Genomic DNA, 15374 nt, shown 5'->3' with positions numbered 1-15374 from the left:
GGCCGTGCCGGATAGGGTATCGCGGTGATTGCCACTCAGCCCGTCACCGCTCGCTCCGGCGCCAAGGCCACCAGGCTCGCCTGGCTGGACGCCCTGCGGGGGATCGGCGCGATGGCGGTGGTCGCCGAGCACGCGCTGCCCTGGCTCATGCCGTCGTTGCGCCCCTACTGGTTCAGCCTCGGCATGTACGGCGTGCTGGTCTTCTTCCTGGTCAGCGGGTACATCATCCCCGCGTCCCTGGAGAACAGGGGCGACGTCGGGGCTTTCTGGATCAGCCGGGTCTTCCGGCTGTACCCGCTGTATCTGCTGGTGATCGCCCTCGTGCTCGCGATGGCGTTCTGGGTTCCGGTGCGCCAGGAGGTACCGCGGGACCCCTCGGCCGTGGCCGCGCACGTGAGCATGCTGCTCGACGTCGTTCACACCGGCGCCCTCGCCGACCCGATGTGGACGCTGTCGTACGAGATGGTGTTCTACCTGCTGGTGACGGCGTTGTTCGTCGGCGGCGTGCACCGGCGCAGCGGGACGCTGGCGATCGCCTTCGGCGTCGTGGCGGTGGGCGCCGGGCTGGTGCTGTCGGCGCCGCTGCTGCCGGGGCCGTGGCCCGCCGTCGCCACCGGTGTGCTGTTCGTCGCGGGCCTGGCCTGCCTGATCACCGGCCGGTTCCGGAGGGTGGCGGCGTACGCGCTGGGCCTGACGGCGCTCGTGCTGCTCGTGTTCGGCAGCTTCGTGCCGTGGTTCGGCGCGGCCATCCTCGCGGTGATGTTCACGGGGACGGCGCTGTACCGGTGGGAGCGGGGGACGGCCGGGCTCGGCCCGGTCGTGGCCGCGGCGGCCCTGGTGGCCGCCGCGCCGGTGTGGTCGATCCAGGCGGGATGGTGGTGGGTGCAGCCCGACGTGTGGATCACCACGATGGTCCTCGCCGGCGGGACGTTCGCGCTCGGCATGGCGCTGCGCGGGCGGCGCGTGCCCGGCGTGCTGACCTGGCTCGGCCTGATCAGCTACTCGGTCTACCTGCTGCACCACCCGCTGCTCAAGTATCTGAACGTGCTCGCCGGCGACCTGCGGTCGCTCGCGCCGACCGGCCGGGCGGCTCTCACGCTCGGCTACCTCGTGGCGCTGCTCACGCTGAGCTGGCTCACCTACCGCTTCGTGGAGGCGCCGGCTCAGGCGCTGGGCCGCAGGATCATTCGACGGCGGCCGTCGTCACCGTCCCCGACCGGTCGGGATATACCTGTCCCGGGGTGAGCTCCTGGCCCTCCAGCAGGGTGGACACCGTCACGAAGCTGTAGCCCTCCGCGGTCAGCGTCTGGAGCACCTCGGGCATCGACTGCACGGTCTCCTTGACGGTCTCGTGCATCAGCACGACCTCGCCCTCGCCGGCCACGTCGAGGGCCCGGCTGGTGAGAAGGTCCACGTGCCGGTAGGTCTTGATGTAGTCCTTCGTGGCGGTCGTGCCGGGCACCTGGAGGAGCCCGAACTTGGCGGTGATCTCCTGCACTCCGCCGTTGCGCAGCCCGCCGGGGGCGCGGAAGAGCTTCGGGGCCTTGCCCGTCGTCTTCTGGATCAGCCGCTGGGTGTCGCCGATCTTCTTGTTGATCTGGGCGTACGTGAGCTCGGTCAGGTAGCTGGCGTCCCACGAGTGGTTGCCGATCTCGTGGCCCGACTTGGCGATCTGCTGAGTGAGCTTCGGATGCTTCTTCACCTCCGTCCCGATGACGAAGAACGTCGCCTTGGCCTTGTATTCGGCGAGGGTCTTCAGCAACGTCTGGGTGTACGGCCCCGGACCGTCGTCGAAGGTCAGGGCGATGCACTTGTGGGTCGCGCAGTACGGCTCATCGGTCCCGCGAGCCTGCGCGGGGGTGGCGGTGGCCGCTGCGAGGGCGCACGCGACGGCCACAGGGATCAGACGAGGTACAGCCATGGGGATACTCCTCGGGAATCTATAACGCGGCATCGTAACGTGCTTCGCGGCACTTCCTCCTCGTCAGTCCGGTTCCGTATCGCCGGAAAACCCGCCTCCACCTGCGGCGGGGAGCGATTAAACCTTCGGCCAAGGAAGGGGCTAAGGCAGCCCCGTCACGAGCGGGGTTCGCGATGCTGGGCCGGTCGGAAGAGGAACCGGGCAGTGTGAGGAGGGCGGGTGACGCGAGCCGCCTCCCGGTCGGCGTGGGGGACGTGGATCGGGTTCGAGTCCTGTCCCGCGCTGCTCGGCCGCCTCGTCGAGGGCTTCACCGGTCCCTGGACACCGCTGGAAGACGTCTCCGTTCCCGCGCCGGCGCTCGCGGCGGGCGACGCGGACGGGCGCCTTGGCGCTGAGTCCGCCCTGCCGGGCGCGGCCGGTGCCGACCGGGGGCCGGACGGGACCGGTGCGCTCGGATGCGTCGTGCTCGCCGTGCGGTCCCCGGCCGATCTGCGCAGGGCGGTGCCGCTGCGCGGTCTGCTGCCCGCAGCGGCACGGGTGCGGATCGCCGTCGCCGACGTGCCGCCCTGGGCGGCCCAGCCCCTGCCGGTCGCCGCGCCGGGCGCCTGCTGGCGTCACCTGGCCGAGATACGGGTCACCCGCCGCAGGCGCGGCTGGCACCTCGACGCCGCCTTCACCGAGCCCGTGCCGGCCGGCGACGTCGTGGCCCACGTGGCGCGCGGCCTGTTCGGCGCGTGCGAGGCGACCACTCCCGTCGCGGGGCTGGAGGGCGGCGGCACGGCCGACTGGCGGCCCGGCGATCCCAACGTGACGTTGTCGCCGCCCGGCGGGCCGGTGCCGGACCGCCGCGACGCCCCCGGCTGCGACCTGCCGCTGCGCCGGGCGAAGGCGGACGGCCCGGTGGTCGTCGGCCCTCTGGTTGCCGGCCCGGTGGTCGGTGGTCCGGTGGTCGGCGGCCCGGTGGTCGGCGGCCCGGTGGTCGGCGGGCCGGTGGAGGATGGTCTGACGCCGCCGCTGGACGAGGCCGTGGTCAACCCCATCGGGTTCCGCCGGCAGCCCTCGCAGGGGATGGCGGTGCTCGCCGCGCACCGGGAGGGGTTCGCCGTCACCCTCGGCGTGGACAGGCTCGTACGGCTCCCGGCCGAGGGACGGGTCACGGACGTGGACGTCTCCCGCCTGCGGGACGTACGCGGGATCGAGGTGCCCGCGGTCGGCTCGCAGGCGGGGGAGGGGCGGGCGAGCGCGGTCGCGCGCGTCGTGGCCGCTTTCGCCGCCGCCGGGATCCCGGTGCTCGCCGCACCCGATCCCGCCCGCGACCGGGCGCTCGGCCCCGGCCTGACCGCCGCGCTCGCGGCCGTGACCGGCGAGGCGATCACGTCCGACCTGCGCCGGGAGGAGCTGAGCATCCGCCTGCGCAGGGCCGCGCTGCGCGAGCACGGGGCCGCCGCCCGCTGGCGGCGTCTCGCTCTGGCCGCCGGGCTGCCGGTGCCGCCGGAGCCGCGGGTCTCGATCCTGCTGTGCACGCGCCGCCCGGAGATGGTGCCGTTCGCGGTCGAGCAGATGGAGCGCCAGCGCGGCGTGACCGCCGAGCTCATCGTGGGGCTGCACGGCTTCACGGCGAGGGAGACGGCGATCCCCCGCACGCGGCTGCCGCTCACCGTGATCGAGGCCCCGGCCACGACGCCGTTCGGCGAGGTCCTGAACCGGATGGCGGCCGCCGCGTCCGGGTCGTACCTGACGAAGGTGGACGACGACGACTGGTACGGCCCCGACCACCTCGCCGACCTCCTGCTCGCCCGGCACTACAGCGGCGCCGACCTCGTCGGGACGGCGGCGGAGTTCGTCTACCTGGAGCCGCTCGACGTGACGATCAGGAGGTGCATCGGCACCGAGCGGTTCGCGCCGCTCGTGGCCGGGGGCACGATGCTGGTCACCCGGGCGGCGTTCGAGGCGGCCGGTGGATTCCGTCCGCTGGCGAGGACCGTGGACGGCCAGCTCCTGCAGGCGGTGGAGGCCGTCGGCGGCCGGATCTACCGCACCCACGGCCTCGGTTACGTGCTGCGCCGCCGCAGCGCGTACGGCCACACCTGGCGTCAGCCCGTGCAGTCGTTCCTCGCGGCCTACCAGGAGCAGTGGCGCGGGCTGGTCTTCAACGAACTGATGGAGGACGGTGCCCCATGGCGGGCGGTGGTGAGGACGTGACGGGGGCTGTGCGCATCCCGCTCAACGACTACGGGGTGCTGGGGGAGCCGCCCGCACCCGGGGAGTGGACCCCCACGCGGACGGTGAGCGTGGTGATCCCCGCCTACCGCGCGGAGCGCACGCTGCCGCTCACGCTGGCCGGCCTGGCGCGGCAGACCTACCCGGCCCATCTCATGGAGGTCGTGGTGGTGGACGACGGCGACCGGCCCATGGCGCCGCTGCCCGACACGCCGGCAGTGTCATCACCCGGGCCGCTGCCGGAGCGGCTGCGGGTGGTCCGCCCGCGCGGCGGGGTGTGGGGCAGGGCGAGCGCCTGCGCGGCGGGGGCCGAGGCGGCGCAGGGAGAGGTGATCCTCTACCTGGACGCCGACCTCGTGCTGTTCCCCGAGCACGTCGAGGCACAGATGCGCTGGCATCACCTGGCCGACTACCTGGTCGTGCTCGGGCACCTGCGGTTCGTGCCCGGCCTGGACGAGGTCCCGGCGAGCGAGGTGCTCGCGGCCGTCGAGGCGGGCGCGGTGCACAAGCTCTACGCCGAGGAGGACGCCACTCCGCAGTGGACCGAGCGGCGCTGGGACCAGACCGACGACCTGCGCGCGGCCGGTTTCAACGCCTTCTCCGTCATGGTCGGGGCCACCGCGTCGCTGCCGGCCCGCCTGCTGCGCGCCGCCGGCGGGCTGGACGCCTCGCTGGTCCTCGGCGAGGACACCGAGCTCGGCTACCGGCTGGCCCAGGCGGGGGCCGTGTTCGTGCCCGACCGCCGCAGCCGGTGCTGGCACCTCGGCCGGTCCACCGTCATGCGCCGGGAGACCGACGTGAAGCGGCACAACTGGCCCCACCTCGCCGAGCGCGTCCCGAGCTTCCGCTGGTTGCGCAGGCACCCCCACCGCTCCTATCTGGTGCCGTACGTCGACGTCGTGGTCGAGGTGGGGGACGCGTCGTTCGAGGAGGTCAGGGCGACCGTCGACGCCGTGCTCGCCGGGCGTCTGCCCGACGTGCGGGTGACCGTCGTCGGGCCCTGGGGGCGGCTCGGCGGCGGGCGGCGGGACCCGCTCGGCGATCCCAGCCTCGACCTGCGGCTGGTGCTCGCCTGCTACCAGGGCGAGCCGCGCGTGCGCTTCCGCGAGGCCGTGCCGGACGACTGCTTTCCCGTGCCGTTCCGTTTCCACTGCCCGCCGGGCTGGGTGCCCTCGCGCGGCACCATCGGAGCGGTCGTGAAGCACGCCGACCGGCAGCGGCTGGGCATCGTCTCGCTGGCGCTGGACGAGCGGAAGGACGGCCGCGTCGTCAGCGCCCGGCTGGAGCGCACCGCCGCGATGAGCCGCGCCCGGCGATGCGCCGGGCCGGGGGACGACCTCGACGACCTGGTCCACGAGATGTACGGCACGGTGTGGGACGCGGGCTCCACGTGGGGCTTCCTGCCCGCCGCGCTCGCCGCCGCCTCCGTGCCGCCGATGCCCGGCCGCGCGCCGGCGAAGGCCTCGGGCGAGGCGGGTGCTCCGCGTGCGGCCCGCTCCGTGTCCAAACCGCTTCGCTCGGTGCCCAAACCGCTTCGCTCGGTGCCGAAATCGCTCCGCTTCGTGCCCGAACCGCTCACCCGCTCGGTGCCCAGGCCGCTGCGCCGCACCGCGCGGGTGCTCCGCAGGCGCCTGCGCGCGCTCGTGCGCCCGGCCTGAGCCAAGCCGGCCCCGGCCCCGCCCCCGATTTTCGACCTCCGATCGCCGTTCCGCCGACTCGCAAGGACCAGCCATGTCCCGCCTGAGCGTGATCGTCCCCATCTACGACGTGGAACCGTACCTCGCCGGATGCCTGGCCTCGGTCGCCGCGCAGACCTGGCAGGACGTCGAGGTCGTCATGGTCGACGACGGCTCACCGGACGGCAGCGCCGGGATCGCCGCCGCCTTCGCGGCGCGGGACGCCCGGTTCCGGCTGGTCCGCCAGGTCAACGCGGGGCTCGGCGCGGCACGCAACACGGGGGTGCGGCACGCGACCGGGGACTACCTGATGTTCCTCGACAGCGACGACCTGCTGCCGGCGCACGCCCTCGAATACCTCGTGGCGTCCCTGGAGCGCACGGGTTCGGACCTCGCCACGGGCAACGTGCTGCGCCTCGACGGGCGCGGCGCCCGTCAGTCGGCCATGCACCGGGCCGTGTTCGCCGACGCCGCTGCGGCGACCCACATCACCCGGGCGCGCACGCTCCTGCGCGACCGCCTGGTGACCAACAAGCTGTGGCGCCGCTCGTTCTGGGACGCCCACGGGTTCGCCTTCCCCGAAGGCGTGCTGTACGAGGACATCGCGGTGGCCCTGCGCGCCCACTTCCTGGCGCGGGCCGTGGACGTGCTGCCCGCGCCGGTCTACCTGTGGCGGCGGCGCGAGGGCGGCGGCCGTTCGATCACGCAGGACAAGACGCGGGCGGCGCATCTGGAGGACCGGTTCGCCGCCGTCACCGAGGTCCGCCGCTTCCTCAGCGAGCACCACTTCACCGCGCACATCCACGCCTGGGACCACGCCGTCCTCGACGGCGACCTCACGAACTTCCTCGACGTGCTCGACCAGGGTTCCCCGGCGTTCCGGGAGCGGTTCCTCGACCTCGCCGCCCTCTACCTGGAGGACGTGGCGCCCCCCGTGCTCGACGGGCTGCCCGCCCTGCGGCGTCTGCAGTGGCATCTGGTGCGGCTGCGCCGCCAGGCCGACCTGCTGGAGGTCCTCGCCTGGGACCGGGAGGTGCGGCCCGACCGGCGGCTCGTCCGCAGGATGGGCGGTCATCACCTGAACGTGCCCCTCGCGCGCTCCGCCGAGATCCCCGCCACCGTCACCAGGGCCAGGGACGAACTCGTCCCGCGTCACCGGATCGACGCGGTCCGGTGGGAGGACGGCGTGCTCGTGGTGGAGGGCCGCGCCGCCCCGCCGTTCCTGCGGCCCACCCGGCGCGTGCACCAGCAGGTCTTCGCCGCCCTCGTCCATGAACGGACCGGACGGCGCGTCCGGGTGCCGGCCACGGTCATCAGGACCCGGATCTCGGCGAAGTCGAAGGAGCGCGACTGGGGCGGCTTCCGGCTGAGGATCGACCCCGCGGCGCTGGCCAGGCCGGGCCGCCTCGGGCGGTGGCACGTGGAGCTGCGCGTGCTCCACCGGGGCGTCCTGCGGCGCGGACGGCTGACCGACCCGCGCGCCGCCGCCTCCATCGCCGAGCAGGCGGGATACCGCGCCGTGGGCCCCGACCACTACGTCGCGCCGCTGCTCGGCGAGACCGGCGACCTCGTGCTCCGGGCCGGGCGGGAGACCGCCCGGGTCGTCACCCACGAGGTGCGGGACGGCCGGCTGCGCCTGGTGGGCCATGTCGTCAACGACCTCGGGCCGGGCCCGCTGCTCGAGGTCACCCGGCGTCCCGGCGGCGTCCCCCGCACCGGTCCCGTGCACGTGGACCGGCGGACGTTCGAGGCCGTCGTCGACCTGCGCGATCTGCTGCCCGCTAGCCGGACCTCCGCGTTCCGGGAGGCCGTGCCCGCGGAGGTCGCCGCGCCCGAGGTCTGGTGGGAGGTCGCGGTGCGGGCCGCCGACGGCACGGTCACGCCGGTGACCCTCGCCGAGGACGTGCCTACCGGCCGATACGGCCTGGCCGGCCGGGAGATGGTCGTGTCGCGGGACCGCACCGGCGGCCTGGTCCTGCGGGACCAGCCCGTCGCGGCGTACGCCGACCTCGCCGAGTGGCTGCCGGGCGGCGAACTGCTCGTCGAGGGCGGCCTCGCGGTGCCGTACGAGATGTCGGCGCTGGTGGTGACCGCGCTGAACCCCGCTCCCGGGCGCGGGGAGTGGCTGCTGCCGATCGAGGGTGCGGGAACCCGCTTCCGGGTACGGCTGACGCCCGAGCGGGTGGGCTCACCCGCCGGGCCGCTGCCGCTGCCGCGCGGCCGGTACGCCCTGTCGATCCGGGCACGCGCCGCCGGGGGGAACTGGGCCGACCTGCCGCTGGAGTTCGACACGGACGTGCCGGCGGCCCACCAGACGGCCCGCCGTACGTTCGGGATCGTCACGACGGGCCCCGGCCGGGCCCTGCTGACCGTGAGCGGCGACCTGACCGCCGACGAGCGCGGCAGGAAGGCGCAGCGGGTGCTGCGCACGACGGCCTATCCCCAGATGCGGGACAGGCCGCTGCGGGACGCCGTCCTGTTCGACGGCGGCGCGGGCACCCGCTTCGGCGGCAGCCCGAGGGCCGTCTGCGAGGAACTGCGCCGCCGGGGGATCGACCTGGCGCTGCTGTGGAACGTGCGGGACGGCCAGGTCGCCCTGCCGGACGACGTCGAACCGGTGCGCACGCTGGGACGGGAGCACTACGAGGCCCTCGCCCGGTGCCGGTTCGTCGTCACCGACGCGCCGCTGCCGCCGTGGTTCGAGCGCAGGACCGGCCAGGCGGTGGTGCAGACCTGGCAAGGGCCCGCGTACCCGGGCGAGGATGTATCCGGCGGCGTCGGGGCGGGTCAGTGGACCCATCTCGTCTCCCCGGGCCCGTGGTGGACGCCGCTGCTGCGGCGGACGCTCGGCTTCGACGGACAGGTGTGGGAGACCGGCCTGCCGTGCGACGACCTGCTGGCCGGTCCCGGCACCCGCGAGCGCGCCGCCGAGGTGCGGCGCCGCCTCGGCCTGCCGGAGCCCGCCCGCGTCCTGCTGTACGTCGCGGGGGAGCACGACACGCTCGACGCCGGACGCCTGGCGGCCGGGCTCCCGGAGGACCACGTCCTGCTGGTCCGCCGTCCCTCCGAGGCCGGGCCGGACGACGCCCGGCTCCACGACGTCACCGGCCATCCGGACCCGCACGAGCTGTACCTCGCCGCGGACGTCCTGGTCGCCGGGGACGTGACGGCGGTGTTCGACTTCGCCGCGACGGGGCGGCCGGTGCTCCTGCACGCCGGCCGGCCGCAGGACCTGTGGCTCCTGCCCGAGGCGCCGGGGCCGGCGCTGCTGCGGGAGGGGGAGGTGCTCGACGCGGTCGCGCACCTCGACGAGATCGCCGGCAAGCACCGGGACGCGTACGCCGCGTTCCTGGCGAGATACCGTCCGCTGGCCGACGGGCAGGCCGCCCGCCGGGTGGTGGACGGCCTATTCGGCTGACCACGCCGCCCATCACGAGAAGTGGGCGGTTTGGGGAGCATCGGTCCGGGCGGTGGCATGACCAGGGACCATAAGCGGAAGAGAGGCCCGGCAGCCGTACGACTGCCGGGCCGTTCAATGGTCGTCCACATCGCGGCCGGAACGCCGGGCTGCCGAGCTGAGGCGCGCCGTCACCTCCCGAGGGTCAGGCGAGCCGCCACTCCTGGTTGGGCCATCCCTGGCCGCAGGTCCACTGCACGATCTTCGCCTCGTCGGCGGTGCTCCGGCCGTAGACGTCCAGGCACTTGCCGCTGTGCCGGGCGACGACGGTGAAGTAGCCGTTGTCCTTCTGGTCGAGCCGCCATTCCTGGTTGGCGGCGCCGTTGCAGGTCCACTGCACGACGTCGGTCCCGTCTGCGGTGTTCCGACCGTAGACGTCCAGACATTTGCCGCTGTGCTCGGCGCGGATCGTGTAGTAGCCGTTGCTGGTCGCGGTGAACCTGAACTCCTGGTTGGGCCACTCCTTGCCGCAGGTCCACTGCACGACCCTGGCGCCGTCGGCGGTGTTCCGGCCGTAGACGTCCAGGCACTTGTCGCTGTGGCGGGCGACCAGATTGGCGACGAACTTCGCCTTGAGCCGGTCGCCGCCGGCGGCGGTGGCGGCCGGCGCCAGGGTGAGCGAGCCGGCGAGCAGACAGGCGGCCACCGCGAGTGTCCGACCGGTCAGCGTGAGTGCCATCGAGCCTCCTGAATTCGTGGAAGATCCAGCAAGCCCTTATCTACCACGCGTTATTACTCACCGTAACGCTAGCCTTTACTTTCTGTAGTCACGTCGTCGGCTGCGACGGGGAGGGCTCGTGGGTCAAGAGGCGACCAAGGAAGGGTAAGGCATCGGGGATGGCCGGGTGGCGCGCCACCGCACGTCGGCATCCTGACGGCGTGACGGTGCCTCCCAGCCTCTCGGTGGTCGTCCCCCTGCACGGCGGGGAGGAGCACGCCGAGGAGTGCCTCGAATCCCTGCGCGACCAGACCCTGGACGACCTGGAGGTGATCCTGGTCGGGCGTCCGCGGGGCCTGCGCCCGCCCGATCACAGGTTCACGCTCCTGACGCTCGGTGACGGCGGCGACGACCCCGGCGTCACGCGCAACGCGGGCGCGGCCTTCGCCACCGGCCGCTACCTCACCTTCGCCGACCCCGGTTCGGTCGTCCCCGCGGACGCCTACCGCGCGCTGGTCGGCGCCCTCGACCACACCGGCTCCGACCTCGCCTGCGGCAGGATCCGCACCTGGACGCCGCACGCGCAGGACGCGGCCCGGAAGGCCAGGGAGTTCCTGCGCACGCACATCACCCGGCACCCGAAGCTGCTGGACGACCCGAGGGCGGGCGGCACCGTGTTCCGCCGGGAGTTCTGGAACCGGCACGCTCTCGCCTTTCCGGCGGGACTGGGCGAGGACTTCCCGGTGACGATCCCCGCGCACGTGCTGTCCACCTCGGCCGACGTGCTCGGCAGCGTGGTCTGTCTCACGCGCGGGTCCCGGCCGCCCGCCGATCCCCTGTGCCGCCTGCGGGCGATGCTGGAGGTGTCGGACCTGCTAGGCCGGCACGCGCCCGCGTTGCGCGCGGCGTACGACCTGCGGCTGGCCGAGGGGCCCGACCTCGAAGCGGTGCTGGACGCCGTACGCGACCGCGTCCCGGACGGGCTCGCCGAGGCCCTGGGCCGTCTGGACCCCGGCGCGGTCGAGCGGCTGCCGGTCCTGCGGCGGCTCCAGCTCCACTTCGCCGCGCACGGCATGACCGGCGAGCTGGCGGAGCTGCGGATGTTCGCCGCGTCGGAGATCAGGCACCGGGGCGTGCTCCGGCGGGGGTTGCGGCGCCGCCGCTGGTATCTCGACTATCCCTTCCGGCGCGATCCCCGGCTTCCGCGCTCGCTGTTCGACGCCACCCGCGACCTGCGGCTCGTGGCCGGCGTGGACGACGTGCGCCACACGGACGACAGGCTCGTCCTGGCCGGCCACGCGTACATCGCCCATCTGGACAGCGGGCGCAGCAGGATCGAGCTATGGCTCCAGCGGGGGGAGGAGCGGATCACCCTGCCGGTCCGGCGGACCCGCAGGCCCGACGTGACCGCCGACTCCCGTCAGTCGGCCGCCTGCCACGACGACTCCGGCTTCGAGACCGTGGTCGCCCTCGACGTCCTGCCTCCCGGCCGGTGGGCGCTGCACGCGCGGGTCCTGGCGCGGGGCGTGACGCGGGCCGGGCGGGCGGGCGGGGGCGCGAGCGAGCGCGTCTTCGACGCCGGGGACGTGCGCGTCAGCCTCACCCGCGACCGCGGGCTCACGCTCGGCCCGAACGCCGCGGGCGGCTCCGGTCCCGGCGGCCACGGCCCCGATCCGGGCAGGGTGAGCGCGATCCGGTGGACGGAGTCCGGCGAGCTGGTCCTGGAGGGGACGGGACGGTGCCCGTCCGGCCGGATCGTCCTCGAGTGCGGCACGGAGCGGCACGCGTGGCCCGTCCGCCAGGACGAGGCGACGTGGACGGTCGCCGTCGGCACGACGGCCGAGGGACTTCCGCTCCGCAGCGGGACCTGGCGCGTGCTCGCGGTGTCACCGGAGGGCGGGCGGGAGCGGGTGCGCCTGAGCCCGGCGCTGATCGCCGACCCGCCGCGGCCGCGCGTCACCGGGTTCCACGAGGTCTCCGTCCGCACCTCCCGCGACGGCGACCTGAGCCTCGCGGTGCGTCCCGCGCTCGGCCCGCACGAGCGCGGGCCGTACGCGACGCGCAGGCGCCGGGCCGCCGCACGGTCCTGGCCACGGGGGCGCACCGCGCTGCGGAACGCCGCGTTGTTCGACAGCTACGGCGGCGGGCAGTACTCATGCAACCCCCGGGCGGTCTCGGAGGAGCTGGCGCGCCGCCACCCCGACGTGGAGATCGTCTGGGTCACCCGGGACGGGCAGTTCGCGGTCCCGCCGGGTGTTCGCCTGGTCCTGTTCGGCTCGCGCGAGCACGAGGAGGCGCTGCGCACCAGCCGTTTCGTCGTCGCCAACCGGCGCACCCAGCCGGGGTGGTACCGCAAGCCGCGGGGACAGACTTTCGTGCAGACCTGGCACGGCACGCCGCTCAAGCGGCTGGGGCTCGACCTGGAGGGCATGCCGTACGCGCAGCGGGTGCCGCGCGAGGAGCTGGCGCGGCAGGTGGCGACCTGGGATCTGTTGCTGTCGCCGAGCCCGTTCGCCACCGCGGCGCTGCGGGGGGCGTTCGGCTACGAGGGGGAGATCCTGCAGTCGGGTTACCCGCGCAACGACGTGCTCTTCGCCCCCGCGCGGGCCCGCGCGGCGCGGCGGCGGCTGGGCCTGACCGGCGACCGGCGGGTCGTCCTGTACGCGCCGACGTGGCGGGACGACGAGGCCACCGGCCGGCTCGCGCTGGACCCGGTCCGGGCGGCCGGGGCACTGGGCGACGACGACGTGCTGCTCGTGCGGGCGCACTACCTGGTGGCGCGGGACATGACGATCCCGGCCGGAGACCGAATCCACGATGTCTCGAAATTTCCAGACATGGCGGATCTCCTGGCCGCCGCGGACGTGCTCGTCACCGACTACTCGTCGGCCATGTTCGACTTCGCGTGCACCGGGAGGCCCATGGTGTTCCTCGCCCACGACCTGGAGCGCTACCGGGACGAGGTGCGCGGCTTCTACTTCGACTTCGAGGCCGAGGCCCCCGGGCCCGTCCTGCGGACCGGCGACGACGTGCTCGACGTGCTGCGCGGCGGCGACCTCGGACGGTTCGCGGAGCGCTACGAGCGCTTCGCCCGCAGGTACTGCCCGTGGGACGACGGGCACGCCTCGGCGCGCGTGGTCGCGCGCATGCGGTCATGACCCGCGCGTCCCGGCGCGCCGCGCCGCGAGCGCCGCAGTCACCCCCTCCGTCCGCCTCGCGCCCGGCCGAGGCGCCCGAGCGGCCCGCCTGGCGGGATCGGCCGGGTGTCGTGACCGTCGTGCCCGCCGTCGTCGCGCTGGCCGCCGGGCTGTGGGACCTCGGCGGGCCGCCGCCGTGGCGGGACGAGGCGGCCACCGTCAGCGCGGCCGGCCGGAGCCTTCCCCAGCTGGCGCACCTGCTGCAGTCGGTCGACGCCGTGCACGGCCTGTACTACGCGCTGGCGCACGTCGTCGCGAATCTGTCCGGCACCGCCGAGGTGGCGCTGCGGATGCCGTCCGTCGTCGCGGGGGCGCTGGCCGCGGCCGGGACGGGCGCGCTCGGCCGCGCGCTCGGCTCCTCCCGGGCGGGCCTGTACGGCGGCGTGCTGCTGGCCCTCATGCCCATCTTCTCCAGGTATGTCCAGGAGGCTCGGCCGTACGCGATGACGGCCGCGGCGGCCGTCGGGGTGACCCTGCTGTTCCTGCGCCTGCGACGGTCCCCGACGTCGGGGGTCCTGGCGGCGTACGCGGCGGCGCTGACCGTGCTGGCCTATCTCAACCTGTTCGCGTTCCTGGTCGCGGGGGCGCACGGCGTCACCCTGATCCTGTCCAGGGGGCCGCTGCTCCGGTGGGCGTGCGCGGCGACGCCGGCACTGGCCGCCGTGGCGCCGCTGGCCTGGCTCGGCTCCCGGCAGAGCGCCCAGGTGGGCTGGATCACCCGGCCGGAGGCGGCCGACGTGGGCAGGCTGGCCGTCCAGCTGTCCGGCGACCTCGGCGGGGCGACGGGCCCGGGTGTGGCCCCGCTGACCTGGGCGCTCGCGCTCTTCGGCCTCGCGAGTGCGGCGGTCACGGGCGTGCGCCGGGCTCGCGCCGCGCGCGGCGTGGAGAAGCCCGCGACGGGTCACGCGGAAGAGCCCGGCGCGGCCGGCCCCGCCACTCTGCCCGGCGGACACGCGTCTCTGCCCGGCGGACACGGGGCGCTCGTCCGGCTGACGCTGCCGTGGCTGCTGGTGCCCGCGCTGGTGCTGCTCACGGTCTCCTGGACGCTCACTCCGGTGTACGTGTTCCGGTACGTCTTCTGCTGCGTCCCGGCGGCGGCGCTGCTCGCCGGGGCGGGCCTGGCCGCGCTGCCCCCCGGCCTCGCCGCCGCCGTGCTGGCCGCCTGGCTCGGCCTGTCGGTGCCCGGGCAGCTCGCCACGCGCGGGCCGGACGGCAGGCAGGACGATCCCCGGCCGGTCATGGCGCTGCTCGCGGCCGAGGCGAGGCCTGGGGACGGGGTGCTGTTCGTCCCCGCCAAGGTCAGGAAATACGCCGTGGTCTACCCCTCGGTCTTCGGCAGGCTCCGCGACGTGGCGCTGGCCCGGTCACCCGAGCGGGACGGCAGCTTCCCCGGCCGCGAGGTGGGCCCCCGGGTGCTCGCCGCCCGGCTCGACGGCCTGCGCACGCTCTGGGTGGTCGGCCATACCGGCAAGAACGCGATGCCGGCCCGCCGGCGCGCCCTGGTCGCCCGTTCGTTCGCCCCGGCCGGCCGCTGGACCTTCCGCGGCCTGTTCGTCGCCCGCTACCTGCCACAGAGCCGGCCGGCACCGTGATCAGTCCGCCACCGCGCCCATCTTCTGGGCGGCGCGGGCGGCGACCCGGTCAGCGGTCTGCGGGCTGGGCGGCTTGAACGCGAGCTGACCGAGGATCATCATCACGTCGCCGGTCCTGGCCAGCACCAGAACCTCGCCATGCGCCCACGACCCGTCGGTGACGGTGATCCACACTGCCCTGCTCTGCCCGCCCACCTTCGGCATCGCGATGGGCTGGATCGTCACCGTGATCTCGGCCGCCTTCCTGCCGGAGTACGAGATGCGGAACGACGAACATCCGGACAGGGTCTTCAGGGCTCCGTCCAGGTCCTTCTTCGCGGCGTTCGCGCTGGGATAGCGTCGCAGGGTCTCCGTGATCCACGGGCCGAACTGCCCCTTCGTGAACGCCGCGGACGCGTACTCGACGCCCTTCCGCCGGGGTCTGCTGAAGTCCAGCTCGTCGAGCAGCGCGGCGCAGCGCGGCCTGCTCGCCTTGTCGTACGGCTGGTAGGCGGGCCGGAAGGCGACATACCCCCTGGGCAGGTCCGCGGTGGTGAGCAGCCCGTAGGAGAGCGCGGGGCGGGCGGCCGCCGGGGCCGCGCCGGGAAGGAGCGCGGCGACGAGGGTGAGCGCGGCCACCGGACAACCGAGAGCTCGGGTGAGGCGCATGTCGG

The 15374-nt window shown here is 74.6% G+C and carries 9 protein-coding genes; 6 read left to right on the top strand and 3 right to left on the bottom strand.

From position 1 onward, the window contains the following. Positions 1 to 24: 24 nt before the first annotated feature. The gene (locus tag ACWEQG_RS10315) at positions 25 to 1245 is read left to right on the top strand and encodes an acyltransferase family protein (RefSeq protein WP_452283545.1); all 1221 of its coding nucleotides are present in this window, start codon (positions 25 to 27) and stop codon (positions 1243 to 1245) included. Here the strand turns inward: ACWEQG_RS10315 and ACWEQG_RS10310 are convergent. Continuing rightward, positions 1184 to 1921, bottom strand: coding sequence for a polysaccharide deacetylase family protein (locus ACWEQG_RS10310; RefSeq protein ID WP_452283543.1), 738 nt, complete (start codon positions 1919 to 1921; stop codon positions 1184 to 1186). The genes ACWEQG_RS10315 and ACWEQG_RS10310 overlap by 62 nt on opposite strands. A 219-nt stretch (positions 1922 to 2140) precedes the next feature. Between ACWEQG_RS10310 and ACWEQG_RS10305 the strand changes: the two genes are divergently transcribed. The 3 genes from ACWEQG_RS10305 (at position 2141) to ACWEQG_RS10295 (ending at position 9235) form a co-directional block, all read left to right on the top strand. Further along, a complete protein-coding gene (locus ACWEQG_RS10305; RefSeq protein ID WP_452283541.1) occupies positions 2141 to 4123 on the top strand; it encodes a glycosyltransferase in 1983 nt (660 codons plus the stop codon). Then, entirely contained in the window at positions 4120 to 5799 is a 1680-nt protein-coding gene (locus tag ACWEQG_RS10300) for a glycosyltransferase (RefSeq protein ID WP_452283539.1), read from the top strand. Before ACWEQG_RS10305 ends, ACWEQG_RS10300 begins: the two co-directional genes overlap by 4 nt. A gap of 73 nt (positions 5800 to 5872) precedes the next feature. After that, positions 5873 to 9235 (top strand): glycosyltransferase, encoded by a 3363-nt coding sequence (locus ACWEQG_RS10295; protein ID WP_452283537.1) that lies wholly within the window; start codon positions 5873 to 5875, stop codon positions 9233 to 9235. A 184-nt stretch (positions 9236 to 9419) separates the two neighbouring features. On the opposite strand, the gene ACWEQG_RS10290 is transcribed toward ACWEQG_RS10295, so the two are convergent. Beyond that, complete coding sequence (locus ACWEQG_RS10290; RefSeq protein ID WP_452283535.1) at positions 9420 to 9953, bottom strand: RICIN domain-containing protein; 534 nt, start codon at positions 9951 to 9953, stop codon at positions 9420 to 9422. A gap of 200 nt (positions 9954 to 10153) precedes the next feature. Between ACWEQG_RS10290 and ACWEQG_RS10285 the strand changes: the two genes are divergently transcribed. Together ACWEQG_RS10285 and ACWEQG_RS10280 are read left to right on the top strand one after the other, a co-directional pair. Then, complete coding sequence (locus ACWEQG_RS10285) at positions 10154 to 13090, top strand: CDP-glycerol glycerophosphotransferase family protein (RefSeq protein ID WP_452283533.1); 2937 nt, start codon at positions 10154 to 10156, stop codon at positions 13088 to 13090. Beyond that, a complete protein-coding gene (locus ACWEQG_RS10280; RefSeq protein ID WP_452283531.1) occupies positions 13087 to 14721 on the top strand; it encodes a glycosyltransferase family 39 protein in 1635 nt (544 codons plus the stop codon). The genes ACWEQG_RS10285 and ACWEQG_RS10280 overlap by 4 nt, the downstream gene beginning before the upstream one ends. On the opposite strand, the gene ACWEQG_RS10275 is transcribed toward ACWEQG_RS10280, so the two are convergent. After that, positions 14722 to 15369 (bottom strand): hypothetical protein, encoded by a 648-nt coding sequence (locus tag ACWEQG_RS10275; protein WP_452283529.1) that lies wholly within the window; start codon positions 15367 to 15369, stop codon positions 14722 to 14724. It abuts the gene before it with no gap. Between the last annotated feature and the right edge of the window lie 5 nt (positions 15370 to 15374).

The organism is Microbispora sp. NPDC004025 (assembly GCF_053604425.1).
Note: the sequence above shows the minus strand (reverse complement) of the source record. Positions and strands in the feature narration are given on the sequence as shown.